Source organism: Streptomyces sp. NPDC088732 (assembly GCF_044751205.1).
Lineage (GTDB): Bacteria > Actinomycetota > Actinomycetes > Streptomycetales > Streptomycetaceae > Actinacidiphila.
Window position 1 is genome coordinate 248,129 of the sequence record NZ_JBIVLI010000010.1, and the last position, 17,452, is coordinate 265,580.

Genomic DNA, 17,452 nt, shown 5'->3' on the forward strand with positions numbered 1-17,452 from the left:
GCCCGCACCCCCCCCCACCCCCCGCCGGCCGCGTGGGGGGCCCCGCCCCCCCCGGGCGTGCTCCCCCCCCCGCCCGGGCCCCAACACCGTGGTCCCCCCCCCCGGCCGGGAAGCCGATCAGATGCCCATGGGGGACATCTGCGCGTAGCCGTACTGCGGCTGGCCGAAGTGGTGCTGGCCGTACACGGCCTGGTTGCCCTGGCCGAACTGGCCGTACTGCTGGCCCTGGCAGTTCTGCGCGAGAACGGCGTGCACGACCGGGGCGACCCGGCGGGCGCACTCGGTCACGACGGCGCTCCAGGCGTGCGGGGGGATCTGGCCCTGGGCCTGGATACCCATCACGATCTGCGGGTCGATGCGCATCTGCTCGACGACCGCGGACACGGCGGTGGCGGCGGAACGCAGCGCCACCTCCGTCACCAGGAGCGGCAGCTGCTGCTGACCCTGCTGCCCGTTGCCGTACTGGCCGTACTGCTGGAACGCGCCGTGCTGCTGGCCCCAGGCCTGCTGGCCCAGACCCTGCTGCGCCGCCCACGGCTGCTGCTGGCCCCAGGACTGCTGGCCGAACTGCTGGGCGTACGGCTGCTGCTGCCCGAACTGCTGGGGGGTGTAGACCGACATCAAACTCCTCCTTGGGAGATGTGTGGGAGAGGGAAATCGCGACGGCGGAGCGGACGTGGGTCAGGGCCGGTCCGCCGCCATGGGCAGCAAACCATTACGGGATGAAAACCGCTTCTTGTGACATACCGTCATATGCCCGCGGATCCCCCGGGTGGTCCAGGCACCGCCCGCCGCTGTCGGCCGTCCGGCTGACACGTGCGGGCCCGGTGCCGTGCTCCGGGCCCAGTGCGTCGCGGACGGTGACCGCCGGGAGGGGGGCGGCCCCGGACCTGGAGCGGTGCCGGGTGCGCGACGTCCGTCACTGTTCCGGGGGGTGATGCGGGGAGGGGTTCGGTGGGCGCGCGCGGCGCGGGCGGTGACCTGGCGATGAGCGCGCGCGGGTGGTTCGCACGGGCCTGCGCACCCGGCGACGGCGGAGCCGCCCCCGTCCGATGCGCCGATCACGGGGCACCCGCCGTCTGGGCCGAACGGGGGACCCGTGCCACGGGCCCCGCGTCGTCGGCGATCACCCGGACCGGCCACCGGATGTGCGCGTCCCCTCGCGCAGGGTGATGGTGGCTGAGGCTCGCCCCCGACCGTGACAGGTCCCCGAAGCGGCGCCCCGCCGCAGGTCGCGAGCCCCTTTCTGGAGGTGACGTGTTGTCTCGAATAGCAACGCCTCCGGCGTCCACGCGGCGACGCCGAGGCTGTGTACGGGTGGGAGCGGTGGCTGTGAGCGTGGCCCTGGCGTGCGCAGGCGCGACGGGCGCGGCGTACGCGGAAGGCATGGACGCCGGCCACGCCGCCGTCCCGCGGTCCGCCGCCCCGGGCGGTTCCGCCCACCCGTGCTCCGGCATCCCGTACCTGCCCCGCTACTGCCCGGTCCGTCCGGGCCGGCCGGGTCCTCCCGGTCCTCCCGGTCCCCCTGGTCCTCCCGGTCCTCCGGGTGCCGGCGTCCCGCACGACCTGCGGGCCTTCGCCGAGCCCGGTGTCTTTCAGTTCATCGTGCCCAGCGGGCTGACCCGGGTCTTCGTCCAGGTGTGGGGTGCCGGCGGCGGCGGGAGCGGGACGCCGGCCGGTAACGGCGGGGGCGGCGGGGCCGGCGGCTTCGCCTGGTGCGTCCTGCCGGTCGTTCCGGGCGGGCAGGTGAACGTGGCGATCGCGCCGGGCGGCGCCGGTGGCACCGGCGACGACGGGGCCGACGGCGGGGTCACCAGCGTGGTCGCCGTGGGCGGCGGGACGGCGACAGCCACCGGCGGCCAGGGCGGAACCGGGCCCAACGGCCTGCCGGGCGGCGTCGGTTCCTGTTCGGCCGGCGCCACTGGTGAGGTCCGGACGGGCGCCGGTGGCGGGCAAGGCGGCGACGGGCCCGGCCTGGGCGGCCCCGCGGTCGACGGCATCGTCGTGCCCGCACCGCCGGGGGCGGGCGGGGGCGGAAACGGCCGTGGCGACACGCCGTCCGGTGCCAACGGCGGCAACGGGTACGTCGTCTTCTGGTGGTAGTCCCGCGCCGTGCCTGACGCGCGCGGCGGGGCCCCGGTGCCGGTGAGGTCGTCCCGGCACTGAGGCCCCGCGCGTCAGGGGCGCGACTCCCGGCTCAGATGCTGAATCCGCCGTCGACGGTCAGCAGCGCACCGGTGATGAACGCGGCGTCCTCGCTCGCGAGGAAGACGACCGCCTTCGCGACGTCGTCGGTGGTGCCGAAGCGGCCGAGGGGGGTCATCGCCACCTGGGTCGCCGCGAAGGGGCCGTCCGCCGGGTTCATGTCCGTGTCGGTCGCCCCGGGCTGCACGACATTGACGGTGATGCCGCGCGGGCCGAGGTCCCGTGCCCATCCGCGGGCGAGCTGGTCGATCGCCGCTTTGCTCGCCGCGTACTCGGCGACGCCGGGCGTGGGGATGCGGTGGGCGACGATGCTTCCGATCAGGATGACGCGGCCGCCGTCGGGCAGGAAGCGGGTCGCGGAGTGCGTGGTGACCACGGTGCCCATCACATTGGTGGCCATCATCCGCTGGACCCCGTCGAGAAGCTCCACGTCCAGTTGGTCGACCGTGCCCATGACGGCGACCCCGGCGGAGTTCACCAGCACGTCGATCCGGCCGCCCAGGAACTCGGCGGCCTGCTCGACGGCGGTCGACGCCTCGTGGGGAACGGCCTGGTCCGCCTGAAGGGCGATTGCCTTGGCGCCCATGGCGACCAGTTCCGCGACCACCTTTTCCGCCTGCTCGCGCGAATTCCGGTAGGTAATGGCGACACTGGCCCCTTCGCGTGCCAGTCCGCGGGCGATCTCGGCACCGATGCCCCGCGATCCTCCGGTCACGAGCGCGGTCTGTCCTGACAAAACCTTGGGCATGAGAATGTCTCCTGTTGCGATTCAGCCGAATATCACTACTCGGCCGACGCTAGGGATTGACGTTAGTGTCAAGGTCAAGTCGGTTGCCGTGCCGGCCGCGGCCGTGCGGTTCCACGCTCATCAGACGGAGGTACTCGCTGATGGCGGCGCGGTTGCGGGACAGCACCTCGATGCGGCGGTCGATGTTCTCGATGTGCTCCCGCAGGGCCGTGACCTCGTCTGTGTCCAGCCCGCTGCACGCGGCGTGGGATTTCGGATCCTGAGGCCCGATCCAGGGCAGCACGGTACGTACAAGGCGCGTGGGAAGTCCCGACTCGATGAGTTCGCGCAGATGCAGGACGAGAGCCAATTCCGCTTTCCCGTACTGCCGGTACCCATTGCTGCCGCGCCAGGGAGTGAGCAGCCCCTGCTGTTCGTAATAGCGGAGCATGCGCGGGGTGACCCCTGTTTTGTCGGCAAGCTCGCCGATGGTCATCATGGTGACGCCTCTCTCGACAATCCGGGGTGCGTCCAAGGCGCGGTCGATGCGGTGCTGCCGTCCGCGCCGGAGGCGGCCGTGAGCCATCGCCCGGCCGTCCGGTCCGCCTTCCGTTCGTGGAGAAGACGCTAAACCTTGCCATTAATGTGAAGGTCAAGCGGGCACGGGGCCGCGCGCGGCGCCGGGACCCGGGTGGCGACATCTTGTCCGTCTCCCGACGCCTGTGGTTGAGTGGGCATGCCAACGGAATGAAACGTTTCACTCTTCATGTGCGGCCGCATACCGCCGCGCGCCGAACCGTGCGTCATCGAGGGGAGCAAGCGTTGAGGAAGCGCAGGATCACCGCCGGACTGGTGGTGTCGCTCGTGGCGGCCGTCTCGGGGCTGGGTGCGACGCCCGGCGCGGCGGGCGCGCCCGTCCCCGGTCTCCGGCAGGACCGGACCCCGGGCGGGGCGGCCCTCGTGGTGAGCGGGCTCGAAGTCGAGCACCAGGTCCGGCCGCTGGGCATCGACGTCCCGCGGCCGCGGCTGAGCTGGCAGGTGACAGAGGGCCGCGGCGCGGCCGGTCGCACGGACGCCGGGCAGGCGGCCTACGAAATCGAGGTGTCGACGTCCCACGGCGGCCGGGCGGACGTCTGGGACAGCGGGCGCGTGCGCTCCTCGCGCTCCTTCGACGTGACGTACGGCGGCCCCGGCCTCGCCTCGCGTGCGCGCTACTACTGGCGTGTCCGGGTCTGGGACGGCTCCGGAAAGGTCTCGCCGTGGAGTGACGAGGCCCGATTCGAGACGTCGTTCGTCGACCCGGACGACTTCCGCGGGGCATGGATCGGGGCGCACGCGGAGGCGCCCACGCTGCGCCTCGACGACGCGCGGTGGATCTGGTACCCCGAGGGCAATCCGGCCGACTCGGCCCCCGTCGGGACGCGCTACGTGCGCCGCAGCTTCGACCTGCCCGCCGATGCCCGGATCGGTTCGGCGGAGATGCAGCTGACCGCCGACGACCGTTTCACGCTCTACGTCAACGGCACCGAGGTGACCGCCTCGCCGCGCGTCGCCGACTCCTGGCGGACGGCCGGCGTCGTCGACATCGCGCCGTACCTGCGCGCGGGCCGCAACGTGCTGGCGGTCGAGGCGGCGAACACCGCCCCCGGGCCCGCGGGCGTGCTCGGGAGCCTGCACTTCCAGGGGGCGGGAGCCCCCGCCGACATCGTCACCGACAGCGCCTGGAAAGCCTCCGGCTCCGCGCCGGACGGCTGGGAGCAGCCCGGGTACGACGACGCGGCATGGCCGTCCGCCCTGGCGGCCGCCGCCTACGGTGCGGGCCCCTGGGGCCGGTCGGTGTCGGCCCCGCCGCCGCCCGAGACGCTGCTGCGCGAGGAGTTCACCGCGGACCGGCCCGTCGCGTCGGCACGGGTCCACATCGCGGGCCTGGGGTACAACAAGCTCTACCTGAACGGCCGTCGCGTCGGCGACCGGGAACTCGAGCCCGGGTTCACGGTGTACGACAAGACCGTCCTGTACTCGACGTACGACGTCACGGACGCGCTGCGCACCGGCGGAAACGCCATCGGGGTCAGCCTCGGCCGAGGCTTCTACGCGATGACCGACCCGGACGAGTGGAAGGCGTCGTCCTGGTGGGGCGAGCCCAAGCTCAAGCTGGAGCTCGACATCACCTACACCGACGGAACGCACCGGCAGGTGCTCAGCGGCGACGGGTGGAAGGTGGCGGACGGGCCGACGACCAACCAGTCCCTGTGGTTCGGGGAGACCTACGACGCCCGTGCGGAGCAGCCCGGTTGGGACCGCCCGGGCTTCGAGGACGGCACCTGGCGTCCCGCGCTGAAGGTCGACGGCCCCACGGGGACGCTCCGCTCGGAGAGTTTTCCGCCCGTCGAGGTGACCGACCGCATCGCGGCCGTGCACACCACGACGCCGGCCGCCGGCACCCACGTCTACGACTACGGCAGCCCCACTGCCGGCTGGGCGCGGATCGGGGTGCAGGGACCCGCCGGAGCGACGGTGACCGTCACCTACGGCGAGAAGCTGCGCGCGGACGGCACCGTCGACAACACCGGCGCCTTCGGCATGGCCCTGCAGAGGTACACGTACACCCTCAAGGGCGACGGGGTGGAGCAGTACCAGCCCAGCTACAGCTATGCCGGATTCCGCTATGCCCAGATTGTCGTCCCCGACGGGGTCACCCTGCGGTCGGTCGACGGCATGCGGGTCCACACGGCGGTGGCGTCCACCGGTGACTTCACCAGCTCCAGCGATCTGCTCAACCGCTACCAGGACGCCCAGGCCGACACGATCCTCAACAACCTGCACTCGATCCCGACCGACACGCCCATGTACGAGAAGCGGCCCTACACGGCCGACGGCTTCCTGTACGCCGACTCGGCGATCGCCAACTTCGACATGCGGAACTTCTACGAGAACTGGATGCGCTCGCACCGCGAGGACCAGAACGCCGACGGTTCGATCGGCCCCACCGTCCCCACCACCGAGTCCGGCAAGCAGGTGAAGGACCCCATCTGGTCGGCCAGCCTCGTCCTCGGCACATGGGACCTGTACTGGTACTACGGCGACACGAAGGCGGTCGCCGACAACTACGGCGCCATGAAGGCGTGGCTGGAGCACTACGAGCACGACATCGCCGGCACCGGCGGCATCTACACCGGCTTCAGCTACGGCGACTGGCTCTCCCCGGAGGGCGCGGGCGCACCGGAGGGGACCCGGCTGTCCGGGACCGCGTACCTCTACCTCACCGCGACGCGGCTCTCCACGATGGCGCGGGCGCTCGGCCACGACGCCGACGCACGGCACTTCGGCGCCTTCGCCGCGCAGGTCAAGGACACCTTCAACGCGGCCTTCTACGACCAGGACGCGGGGGTCTACTACGACAACAGGGCCGCGGGGTACCGGCAGACGGCGAACCTGCTGCCGCTGAGCTTCGGCCTGGTGCCCGAGGAGTACCGCCGCACCGTGACCGACCACCTCGTCGAGGACATCCACGCGCGCGGCGACCACCTGGACACCGGTGCCCTCGGCACCAAGGTGCTCCTGCCCGTCCTGACCGACGCCGGGCACGCCGACCTGGCATACACGGTGGCCACCAACCCCACCTACCCCGGCTGGGGTTACTGGTTCGAGGGGCTGGGCGCCACGACCATGTGGGAGGAGTGGAACGCGAACTCGCGCTCGCACGACCACGCCTTCATGGGCACGGTCGACGACTGGCTCTACCAGGACGTCGCCGGCATCGAACCCGCGGCGCCCGGCTACACGAAGGTGACGATCCGCCCCCACACCGTCGGCGGCCTGACCCACGCCTCTGCCCACGTCCAGTCGCCGCTCGGCCGGATCGCCTCGTCGTGGACCCGGGCGCACGATCGCTTCACCCTGCGCGTCGAGGTGCCGGTGGGGTCGACCGCAGACGTCCTCGTACCGGTGATCGGACGGCAGCGGGTCCACCCGCCCGCGGGAGCCGTGGCAGGTGAACGCAGCGGTGGCTACGCCCACTACACGGTGGGGGCGGGGAGCCACGAGTTCCGCGTCACCGGGTAGGCGCGGATGCCGCCCGGTGGGGTGCCCCGTACGGCGTGCGCCGCGCGGGGCGCCGCACCGGCCCCGGCCTGCGGGAATCCGTTCGCGTTCGCGGGGGACCTGCGGCGACAATGCCGATTCCGGCAGTCGTTCGAAAGGTTCTTGTGATGAGCGGTACGTGGCACGCCCGCGCCAGTCTGGACGGTCTGGTGATGGGCGACGCCTTCGGCGACAGCTGGTTCACGCGCTCCGACGAGTCTCCCGAGGAGCAGTGGGCCGCCCGGGAAACGCGCCCGGCGCCGTGGCTGTGGACGGACGACTCCGCCACCGCCTTCGTGCTGTTCGCGCACCTGACGGCGCACGGCGAGGTCCGCCCGGACGACCTGGCGCGGGAGCTCGCGGCCGAGTACGAGCGGGATCCGGCGCGCAAGTACGGCGGGTCGATGCACGCGGTGCTGCGTCGGATCGGCGACGGCGAGGACTTCAGGGCCGTCACCACGGGGCAGTTCGACGGGCAGGGCTCCTACGGCAACGGCGCGGCGATGCGGGTCGCCCCGCTCGGCGCGTGGTTCCGGGACGACCCGGCGGAGGCCGCCCGGCAGGCCCGGCTGTCGGCGCTGACCACGCACGCCCACCCGGAGGCGGTCGCGGGTGCCGAGGCCGTGGCGGTGGCCGCCGCACTGGCGGCGGCGGGGGACGGCCAGGACGCCCCGCCGCGGGACGAGTTCCTTCGGGAGGTCGCCTCGCACCTGCCCGACAGTGACGTGCGCTCCGGCCTGCTGGTCGCCGCGCGCTTCCCCGGGCACACATCGGTGCGCCACGCGGCGTCCGTCCTGGGCTCGGGGATGCAGATGTCGGGCCCGGACACGGTGCCGTTCGCGCTGTGGTCCGCGGCGGGGCATCTGGACGACCTGCCGGAGGCGCTGTGGCAGACGGTCGCCGGATGGGGCGACCGCGACACCACGTGCGCCATCGCCGGCGGCGTCGTCGCGGCCCGCACCGGGACCTCGGGTCTCCCGGCCGGATGGATCGAGGCCCGGGAGGACATCCCCGCCTGGAGCCGCTGGGTCTCCCCGGCGGCCGTCCGCCCGTAGCACGCGAGGCGGGCCGGCAGATACGGACGGGGGAGCGCGTATCTGCCGACCCGCGGTCACGGTACCGCTCGGGGGGCACCGCCGTACGGGCGTCGGCCAAGTGCGTCTGATTACAGGCGACTTGTCGTACCGACGCCCGTACGGGCGGGGCCGTCAGCGCAGACCGAAGGCGCGGATCACCGACTGGGTGACGGTGTTCCCGGCCGAGTCGCGGGCGGTGGCCCGCAGCGAGACGAAGCCGGCGTGCTTCGGCGGTGCCACCGCGAAGCGGCCGTCGTGCGCGCAGTCGGCCTTCCGCCAGGTGCGCCCGTCGTCGTAGGAGAACTCCACGGTGACCGGGGCGATGGTGCCCGCGCCCGCCGCACCCGGCAGGTGCGCGGCCGAGACCGCGACCTCGGCGTGGCGGCCGGCCCGGCCCGCCGCGTCGGTGTCGACCCCGTAGTCGAGCTGGATCAGCGGCAGGACCGCCGAGCCGTCCCCTGCCGGTGCCGAGGAGGTGAAGCCCCACTCGGTGTGCGTGCCGGTGGAGTACGGGCTCACCGAGGCGTCCCGGCTGCCGTCCAGCACCAGGCGGTACGGCAGGCGGCCGGTGCCGGGCGCGTCGGCCGCGACCGTGGTGTACGAGCCCACCGCCAGTCGTGTGCTGCCCTGGTAGAGGGTGAGGGACTGCCGCATGCGGTCGTAGTCCATCGACATGCCGACGTGGTCGGAGCCGCCCCACGCGGGAACGTCCAGGTTGAGCCGGCTCCCGCTGCGGGTGGGCAGCTTGTAGTTGTCGTTCAGGTGCGGCCGCTCGACGGGCTTGAACCACTCCTGCGCCTGGGTGCTGCCGGGCCGGTAGGTGGTGCGCGGCTCGATCTCGTAGATCAGGCCGTCGACGTACGCCTCCTGGCCCCAGGAGTTGCCGCCGCCGGTGGAGACCCAGTCCACGCGGTCGCTGTCCATGTCCTCCCGCATCGTCAGGCCGATGCCCCAGTTCGAGTACACGGGCCAGTCGTAGCGCCATTCGCCGCCGCCCAGGGACGGGTCGGGGCTGTCGAACGCGACGTCGACGCGGGCCAGGTTCTTCGAGGAACCCTCGACGACCAGGTCGGAGGGGACGCGGTTGTGCCACGTCCACATCAGGTCGTACACGTAGGGGCTGTTGGGCTGGGAGTCCACCGTGAGCACGGCTCCGCGAGCGGTGGCCTGCCGCAGCAGCCGCTCGCCCTCGTCCGTGCTGAGCAGCGCGACGTCGAGGCCGGCGGCCGTCTGCCAGTCGGGGCCGTAACTGCGGATCTGGCGGCCGGGTTCGTTGTTGACGACGAGCAGCAGCTTCGCACCGGCCGCGACCGCGGCGGTCGCCTGCTCGGCGTCGCCCACGGCGTCGTTGCGGCGGACGACCACGGCCTTGCCGCGCGCGTCGATCCGCGCCCAGTCGGCGGCCGCGCCGTCACCCGCGGAGACCAGCGGGAACCGGTAGTGGCCCTCGGCCAGCGGGGTGACCGCGTCCTGCCGCAGGACGTCGGTGAAGGCGCCGCTGGGGGTCGAGACGGCGAGCACCGGCTGCTCCTTGCGCCAGCGGGCGCCGAGCCAGAAGTCGCCGTGCTTGACGTCATGGGTGGTCGGCTGGGCCCAGAGGCTGTCGTAGCTGGTCTGGGTCTCCATGTAGTCGCGCCAGGTGCCGCCGCCCATCGACCGGTTGTACTCCAGCCGCTGGTAGGTCGTCTCGGTCGACCGCGGAGTCGTCATGTCGACCCGGCGGAGCTTGCGCGCGTCCATCGTCACGGTCCTGTCGCGGTCCATGACGACCTCGGGGTCGCCCAGCAGCGCCATGCCCATCGAGTGCGGACCGTGCACGCCTTCCACGGCCTTGAACGACAGCACGGAGTACACGTCGTCGGGCAGGTACGTCTCCAGCACGCCGGACTCGTCGACGATCCAGAACTCGGGGCCGAACTCACCCGACCTGAGCAGCTCGACCACACCCGACATGGGGTTCCCGTCGGCGTCCTTGAGGAGCACGGTCAGCTTGTGCGCCGCGTCGCCGAGGGACACCGCGGTGTGCGCGGCGACCGCCCCGGAGGCGTCGGTGGCCAGGATCTGACCCGTCCAGTGGCCGCTGCCCGTCGCCTTGGCGGCGTCGATGGTGAGCGTCACCGCGGCGGTGCCGTGCGCGGGGACGACGACCTTCGGGGCGGAGAGCCCGAACAGGCCCGCCGGGGCGTTCGGGGCCTGCACCGAGAGGCCGAGCGTCACCGCGGAACCACCGGTGTTGGTGTACGTCACGGGGCGCTGCACCGCGCCGTCGCTCTCACCCGCGAAGGCGGTCGCCGAGGCGAACACGCCGGCGCGCAGCGCCGCGGGCACGTCGACCCGGCCGCTGCCGGCCTGGAAGGCGTCGTACTGCGGGGTCTGCTTCGAGCTGCTGACCAGGAGGTCCTTCAGCTGCGCGCCGGTCAGCCCGGGCCGGGCGGCGGCGAGCAGGGCCGCGGCGCCCGCGACGTGCGGGGTGGCCATCGAGGTCCCGCTGAGGGTCTGGTAGCTGCCCTCGCCCTCGGCGGCGTACTGCGAGCGCGCCGCGAGCACGTCCACACCGGGGGCGGTGATCTCCGGCTTGAGGCCGCCGTCGCCGACCCGCGGGCCCTGGCTGGAGAACCACGCCAGGTCGTCGGAGGAGTCCACGGCGCCGACGGTCAGCGCGGCGTCCGCCGCGCCGGGCGCGCTGACCGTGTCGGGCGCACCGGAGTTGCCGGCGGCGATGACGAACAGCGTGCCGGTCTCGGCGCTCAGGCGGTTCACCGCCTGGCTCACGGGGTCCGTGCCGTCCGACGGGGCCTGGCTGCCCAGGCTCATGCTGACGATCTTGGCGTGCTGGTCGACCGCAGCCCACTCCATGCCGGCCAGCAGCCAGGAGTCCTGGCCCTGACCGGTGTCGGACAGCACCTTGCCGATGTGGAGCGAGGCGCCGGGGGCGACGCCGCGCTCCTTGCCGCCGGAGGCCGCTCCGGTGCCGGCGATGGTGGAGGCGACGTGCGTGCCGTGGCCGTTGCGGTCGGTGACGTCCTCGCCGGGGACGAAGCTGTCAGTGGCGGCTATGCGCCCGCCGAAGTCGGGGTGCCCGGAGTCGATGCCGGTGTCCAGGACGGCGACGTCCACGCCCTGTCCGGTGTCGCCGTCGGCCCACGCACTGGGCGCGCCGATCTGGGCGGTGGTGTCGGCGAGGTCCGCCTTCACCACGCCGTCGAGCCAGATACGGGCGATGCCCGCGCCGAAGGCCGGCGCGCCGCTCCCGGCCGTCTTCCTCGCCACGTCCGCCGGTGCCGCGGTGACGGCCCGCCAGAAGTCGGCCGAGCGGTCGCGGTCCTCGGTCAGGGCGGCGCCCTGCACGCTGCTCAGGTCCCGGACGCGGGTCGCGCCGGCGGGCGCGGTGGCGCGCAGGCCGGCGACGGAGCCGGTGTACGAGACGATCAGCGGCAGCCGGTCGCGGTGCGCGTCGTCGTACCCGTCGGCGACCAGGTCGCTGATGTTGAACAAGCGCCGGTCGAGCGTGCCGGCCGCCACATAGGGCAACGCGGCCTCGGGGAAGACGTACAGGTCGCCACCGGACTCCATGACGTGCGCCTCGGCGGGGCCGCCCGCGGCGGCGCGCACGTCGACCGTGCCGCCCTTGCCGGACGACTGACGGGTCGTCACCACGTCGCCGGTGATCAGCGTGACGGAATGGGAGCCGGGCGGCACATTGCTCTGTGCCGGGGCGGCGGGGGAATCGGGGGTGTCGGGGGACGCGGTGGCGGGGTGTGCCAGCGACAGAACGGCGGCGCCGGCGACGGCGAGCACGCTCCAGCGTCTCGGTGATGATCTCAAGGGGCGTTCCTTGCGGTTCTTCCAGGGGGCCGGTAGCCCCGCCGGCATGTCGAGACCGCCCGGGTGGGGAGGCACCGCATCCTGGCGCGAAAACCCGGAGTAAGGGGCAGCCCTTGAGGGGTGATCTTTCCCACCCACGCGACGGCGTCGAACAGGTTTACGCCCGCGGAACCCTGCTGGAAGAGACGACATTTGACGAACCGTCACCGTGCGGAGACGGTGGCCCCAGGGTGTCGGCCCGAGCTAGGCGTCGTCGCGGCACAGGCAGAAAGGGTGGCCGGCCGGGTCGAACAGCACCCGGACGTGCTCCTGCGGCTGGAACTCCGCGACGGTGGCCCCCAGGGCGACCGCGTCGGCCACCGCCGAGTCCAGGTCGCCCACTTGGAAGTCGAAGTGCATCATCGGGCGCTGATCGCCGCCGGCCGGCGGCCACACCGGCGCCCGGTAGCCCTCCGCCGGCTGGAACACGAGGAACGGTCCCTGCGGTGAGGCGGCCACGACGGCGGTCCCCGGCTCCTCGTGCCCGAGGTGCCAATCGAGGAGAGCCGCGTAGAACCGCGCCAGAGCGCCGGGGTCCGGCGCCTCGACCGTCGTCCCCCACCACATGCCGCCCGTACGAGATCGCATGCCTGAGCCTATCCGGGGCCCGTGCACGCGCCTGACGCCCTGGGCTTTTTCCCCGCCCTCCCGCCCGAGTGCCCTGCCCGGCGCGGCAAGTGCGGGCCCCGCCCGTTTGCCGTGGGGTCGGTGCCGCGCCGGGGTACCTCCTCGGCGCTCGCGGGTTACGCCTGTCCATCGGGCGCCGCGGTCGCCGCTCGTCGCCTGCGGGGGCACCCCGCCACACCCCCTCCCGGGGTTGTCGGGGCGGCTTACGGCCGGTGGGGGTGCTGTTGGCGGTGACGGCTGCGCACTTGGACAGCGCTGCGCCTACGGGTGCCCGAGCGCGGTGCCGTCCCTATCCACCCACCGGGGATCAGGCGCATGACGAGACGGAGGGGGCGGGGTCGGAGGGGTGGCGTTCTGGACACTGGAGCATATTTGGGTGCACAACCCGGGGCACGCAGCCGAGGGTCCCTGAGGCACCTAAATGTGCTGTCCAGAATGGCAGCCCCGGAGGCCCCGGACCCGGCCCCCCTACAACTTGCGTCGGGGCGCCCTGACTTCATGGGGCACACGGGTGGGAGGGCGGGAGGGCTAGCCCCGCAGCTCGCGCAGGTTCGTCCTGGCCAGCTCCACGATCTCGTCGGCGCGGCCCGACAGGATCGTGCGGGTGGCGAAGAGCGTGAACCCCTTGAGCTGTTCGAGGGTGATCTTGGGCGGCATGGACAGCTCGTGACGGGCCGTCCGCGCGTCGACCACGGCCGGTCCGTCGTGCGCGAACGCCTCCGCCAGGGCCTCGCCGAGCTGGTCGGCGCGGTCGACGCGGGCACCGAACAGGCCTGCCGCGCGGGCGATTCCGGCGAGGTCGGCGTCGGCGAGCCCGGTGCCGTAGTTGACGATGCCCGCGGCTTTCATCTCCAGCTCCACGAAGGCCAGCGCGCTGTTGTTGAAGACGACGGCCTTCACCGGCAGGTCCAGTTGGCGCAGCGTGATCAGCTCGCCGAGGAGCATCGTCAGACCGCCGTCGCCGCAGAAGGCGACGACCTGCCGGCCGGGGTGGGACGCCTGGATGCCGATCGCGTGCGGGAGGGCGTTGGCCATGGAGCCGTGGTTGAAGGAGCCGATGAGGCGGCGCCGCCCGTTCATCGTCAGGTAGCGGGCCGCCCAGACCGTGGGGGTGCCGACGTCCGCCGTGAAGACGGCGTCCGGGCCCGCGATCCGGTCGACGGCGGCCGCGACGTGCTGCGGGTGCATGGGCTCGTCCGACGAGCCGCCCTCGGCGAGATGGCCCAGGTGGGCGCGGACGTCGCGGTAGTGGCCGGCCATCCGGTCCGCGAAGGACCGGTCGCTCCTGGGCCGGAGCAGCGGCAGCAGGGCCGCGGCGGTGTCCTTGACGGTGCCGACGAGGGGCACGTCCACCTGGGTGCGCCGCCCGATGTTCTCCCCGCGCACGTCGACCTGGACGACCGGCACGTCGGCGCCCGGGTAGAACTGCCGGTACGGGAAGTCGGTGCCGAGCATGAGCAGCGCGTCGCAGTGCTCCATCGCGCGGTAGCCGGAGCTGTAGCCGATGAGGCCGGTCAGGCCGACGTTGTAGGGGTTGTCGTACTCGAGGCAGTCCTTGCCGCGCAGCGAGTGCACCATGGGCGCCTTGAGGGCGTCGGCCAGCGCGACCGCCTCGTCGTGGGCGTCGCGGCAGCCGGCGCCGCCCAGGATCGCGGGCCGCTCCGCCGCGTTGAGCACGTCGGCGGCGCGCGCCAGGGCCGCGTCGCCGGGCCGTACGTGCGAGTGCGTGCCGATCACCGGGCGCGGGGTGCCGGGCAGGGAGCCGTCGGCGAGGAAGAGCTCACCGGGGACGACGAGGACCGCGACTCCCTCGCGCTCCAGCGCGGTGCGCATCGCGATGCGCAGCAGCCGGGGCACCTGCTCCGGCGTGGACGCCATCTCGCAGTAGACGCTGCACTCGCGGAACAGGTCCTGCGGATGGGTCTCCTGGAAGTACCCGCCGCCGATCTCGGCGCGCGGGATCTGCGCGGCGATCGCCAGTACGGGGACGCGGCTGCGCTGCGCGTCGAACAGGCCGTTGATCAGGTGCAGATTGCCCGGGCCGCAGCTGCCGACCGCCACCGCGAGCCGGCCGGTGACGCCCGCCTCGCCGGCGGCGGCGAAGGCGGCGGCCTCCTCGTGCCGTACGTGGGCCCATGCCACGGAGCCGTTGCGGCGCAGGGCGTCGGTGAAGCCGTTGAGGGAGTCCCCCGGCAGGCCGTAGACGCGCCGCACTCCGGAGGCCGCGAGGGCGGCGACCATGACGTCCGCGACGGTGGTACCCATGCCGGTCCTCCAAGGGGTCGGCGGACGTCGGGGTCGCCCGCGGGATACCGGGACATTGTGTGTCATGTCGTACTGACCGACGGTATGCGACACGGCGCCGCGCGCATCAGCCCGTGAGCCGGCGCGCCAGGTACTCCGCCGTCCGGCTCCCGGGCGCCCGGGCCACCTCCGCGGGCCGTCCGGCGGCGACGACCCGGCCGCCCGCGTCACCGCCGCCGGGGCCCAGGTCGACCACCCAGTCGGCGCCGGCGACCACGCCCATCTCGTGCTCGACCACGAACACGGAGTGGCCCGCGTCCACGAGTCCGTGCAACTGCCGCATCAGCAGCTCCACATCGGCCGGGTGCAGCCCCGTCGTGGGCTCGTCCAGCAGGTAGACGGTGTGCCCGCGGCGGCCGCGCTGCAACTCCGAGGCCAGCTTGATGCGCTGCGCCTCGCCGCCCGACAGCTCTGTCGCCGGCTGCCCCAGCCGCAGGTAGCCGAGGCCCACCTCGCGCAGGGTGCGCAGGCTGCGCGCCACCGGGGGGACGTCGGCGAAGAACTCGGCCGCCGTGTCGACGGTCATGCCCAGGACCTCGGCGACGTTCCGCTCCCGGTAGCGGACCTCCAGCGTCTCCTCGTTGTAGCGGTCCCCGTGGCAGACCGGGCAGGGCGCGTACGTGCCGGGCAGGAAGAGCAGTTCCACGGCGACGAAGCCCTCGCCCTGGCAGGTCTCGCAGCGTCCTCCAGCGACGTTGAACGAGAAGCGGCCCGCCTTCCAGCCGCGCCGCCGCGCGTCCCCGGTGGCGGCGAAGAGCTTGCGCACGGCGTCGAACAGCCCTGTGTAGGTTGCCAGGTTGGAGCGCGGAGTGCGGCCGATCGGCTTCTGGTCGACCTGCACCAGGCGGTCCACGGCCTCCGCACCGTGGGCGGTGACGCCGGCCGGGGCAGCGGCGGAGCCGCCGTCCGCCCCGCTGTCGTCGCCGACCGGGTCAGCGGTGCCGGTTCCGTCCGGCCCCACGTGCTCGGCCAGGACCGCGCCGAGGACGCCGACCAGCGTCGACTTGCCCGACCCCGACACACCCGTGATCGCCGTGAACACCCCGAGGGGCAGCGCGACGTCCAGACCGCGCAGATTGTGCCGGGTGACGCCGTCCAGACGCAGCCACGCCGCCGGCTCGCGCGGGGTGCGCCCGGCCGCGGCGTCGGGCCCGGACGCGAACAGGAAGCGGCGGGTGGCGGACTCCTCGACGGACGCCAGGGCGTCCACCGGCCCGCTGTGCAGGACGCGGCCGCCGTGCTCGCCTGCCAGCGGGCCGACGTCGACGATCCAGTCGGCGCGGCGCACCACGTCCATGTCGTGCTCGACGACGTAGACGGTGTTCCCGGCCTCGCGCAGCCGCACCAGCACCGTCAGCAGCGCCTCGGTGTCCACCGGGTGCAGGCCGGCCGACGGCTCGTCCAGAACGTACACGACGCCGAACAGACCCGACCTCAACTGCGTGGCGAGCCGCAGCCGTTGGAGCTCGCCGGGGGACAGCGTCGGGGTCGTCCGGTCCAGGCTCAGGTAGCCGAGGCCGAGTTCGGTGATCACCTCCACGCGGGCCACCAGATCCGCGGACAGGGTCGTGGCGATCTGCCGCTCGGGGCCTTCGGGAGGGTCGTCCACGCGGCCCCGCGCCGCCGGCCGCAGCACCTCGGCGAGGCCCGCCAGCGGCAAGGAGTTGAGCTCGGCGATGGTCCGTCCGCCGAAGGTGACGGCCAGCGACTCGGGGCGCAGCCGGCTGCCGCCGCAGGCCGGGCAGAGCGAGCTCTCCAGGAAGCGTTCCGCGCGGGCGCGCAGCGTCTGGCTCCTGGAGTCGGCGAACGTGTGCATCACATACCGCCGGGCACTTTGGAAGGTGCCCTGGTAGGGGCGCTGGATCCGGCCCGCCTCGCGCACCGGGTGCACCGTCACCACGGGCTGCTCGTCGGTGAACAGGATCCAGTCCCGGTCCGCACGCGGCAGGTCGCGCCACGGACGGTCGACGTCGTGGCCCAGGGTGCGCGTCACGTCCAGCAGGTTCTTGCCGTGCCAGGCGCCCGGCCAGGCGGCGACGGCGCCCTCCCGGATGCTCAGCGACGGGTCCGGCACCATCAGTTCCTCGGTGGCCCGGTGCACGCGGCCCAGGCCGTGGCAGACCGGACAGGCGCCCACCGCGGTGTTGGGGGAGAAGGCGTCCGAGTCCACCCGCGGCGCGCCCTCGGGATAGCGGCCCGCGCGGGAGAAGAGCATCCGCAGCGTGTTCGACAACGTGGTCACGGTGCCGACGGACGAACGCGAGGTCGCGGAGCCCCGCCGCTGCTCCAGCGCGACGGCCGGCGGCAGCCCCAGGATCTCGTCGACGGCCGGGGCGCCGACCTGGTGGATCAGCCGCCGGGCGTACGGGGCGACCGACTCGAAGTAGCGGCGCTGCGCCTCGGCGTAGACGGTGCCGAAGGCGAGCGAGGACTTGCCGGAACCGGAGACCCCGGTGAAGACGGCCAGGACGTCGCGCGGGATGTCCACGTCGACGTTCCGCAGGTTGTGCTCACGGGCGCCGCGCACACGGATGTACGGGTCGTGGGCCGTGCTGTCCATGCCCCT

Annotated in this window: 10 protein-coding genes; 3 read left to right on the plus strand and 7 right to left on the minus strand. The window is 73.2% G+C overall.

Features of this window, described 5'->3' with window-relative positions:
- Window positions 1–117: 117 nt before the first annotated feature.
- The gene (locus ACIP9H_RS19270; protein WP_401587210.1) at window positions 118–621 is read right to left on the minus strand and encodes a hypothetical protein; all 504 of its coding nucleotides are present in this window, start codon (window positions 619–621) and stop codon (window positions 118–120) included.
- Window positions 622–1,332: 711 nt separating this feature from the next.
- Here ACIP9H_RS19270 and ACIP9H_RS19275 point away from each other — a divergent pair.
- Complete coding sequence (locus tag ACIP9H_RS19275) at window positions 1,333–2,103, plus strand: hypothetical protein (RefSeq protein WP_401959884.1); 771 nt, start codon at window positions 1,333–1,335, stop codon at window positions 2,101–2,103.
- 94 nt (window positions 2,104–2,197) lie between these two features.
- Here ACIP9H_RS19275 and ACIP9H_RS19280 read toward each other — a convergent pair whose 3' ends face one another.
- Together ACIP9H_RS19280 and ACIP9H_RS19285 are read right to left on the minus strand one after the other, a co-directional pair.
- Complete coding sequence (locus ACIP9H_RS19280) at window positions 2,198–2,953, minus strand: SDR family NAD(P)-dependent oxidoreductase (RefSeq protein WP_401587215.1); 756 nt, start codon at window positions 2,951–2,953, stop codon at window positions 2,198–2,200.
- Window positions 2,954–3,002: 49 nt separating this feature from the next.
- Window positions 3,003–3,431: a MerR family DNA-binding transcriptional regulator gene (locus tag ACIP9H_RS19285; protein WP_401587218.1), complete on the minus strand. Its 429-nt coding sequence runs from the start codon at window positions 3,429–3,431 to the stop codon at window positions 3,003–3,005.
- Between the two features lie 323 nt (window positions 3,432–3,754).
- Between ACIP9H_RS19285 and ACIP9H_RS19290 the strand changes: the two genes are divergently transcribed.
- Both ACIP9H_RS19290 and ACIP9H_RS19295 read left to right on the plus strand, forming a co-directional pair.
- Entirely contained in the window at window positions 3,755–6,997 is a 3,243-nt protein-coding gene (locus ACIP9H_RS19290) for a family 78 glycoside hydrolase catalytic domain (protein WP_401959887.1), read from the plus strand.
- A gap of 146 nt (window positions 6,998–7,143) precedes the next feature.
- On the plus strand, window positions 7,144–8,070 hold the full coding sequence (locus ACIP9H_RS19295; protein WP_401587223.1) for an ADP-ribosylglycohydrolase family protein: 927 nt from the start codon (window positions 7,144–7,146) through the stop codon (window positions 8,068–8,070).
- A 153-nt stretch (window positions 8,071–8,223) separates the two neighbouring features.
- On the opposite strand, the gene ACIP9H_RS19300 is transcribed toward ACIP9H_RS19295, so the two are convergent.
- The 4 genes from ACIP9H_RS19300 to ACIP9H_RS19315 all read right to left on the minus strand — a co-directional run bounded on the left by ACIP9H_RS19300 (window position 8,224) and on the right by ACIP9H_RS19315 (window position 17,446).
- Window positions 8,224–11,916 carry a S8 family serine peptidase gene (locus ACIP9H_RS19300; protein ID WP_401959889.1) on the minus strand — a complete coding sequence of 1,231 codons (3,693 nt, stop codon included), beginning with the start codon at window positions 11,914–11,916 and terminating at the stop codon, window positions 8,224–8,226.
- Between the two features lie 243 nt (window positions 11,917–12,159).
- On the minus strand, window positions 12,160–12,543 hold the full coding sequence (locus ACIP9H_RS19305; protein WP_401587228.1) for a VOC family protein: 384 nt from the start codon (window positions 12,541–12,543) through the stop codon (window positions 12,160–12,162).
- Between the two features lie 567 nt (window positions 12,544–13,110).
- Window positions 13,111–14,847, minus strand: coding sequence for a ubiquinone-dependent pyruvate dehydrogenase (gene poxB / locus ACIP9H_RS19310; RefSeq protein WP_401959890.1), 1,737 nt, complete (start codon window positions 14,845–14,847; stop codon window positions 13,111–13,113).
- Window positions 14,848–14,953: 106 nt separating this feature from the next.
- Window positions 14,954–17,446 (minus strand): ABC transporter, encoded by a 2,493-nt coding sequence (locus ACIP9H_RS19315; protein ID WP_401959892.1) that lies wholly within the window; start codon window positions 17,444–17,446, stop codon window positions 14,954–14,956.
- Window positions 17,447–17,452 lie beyond the last annotated feature (6 nt).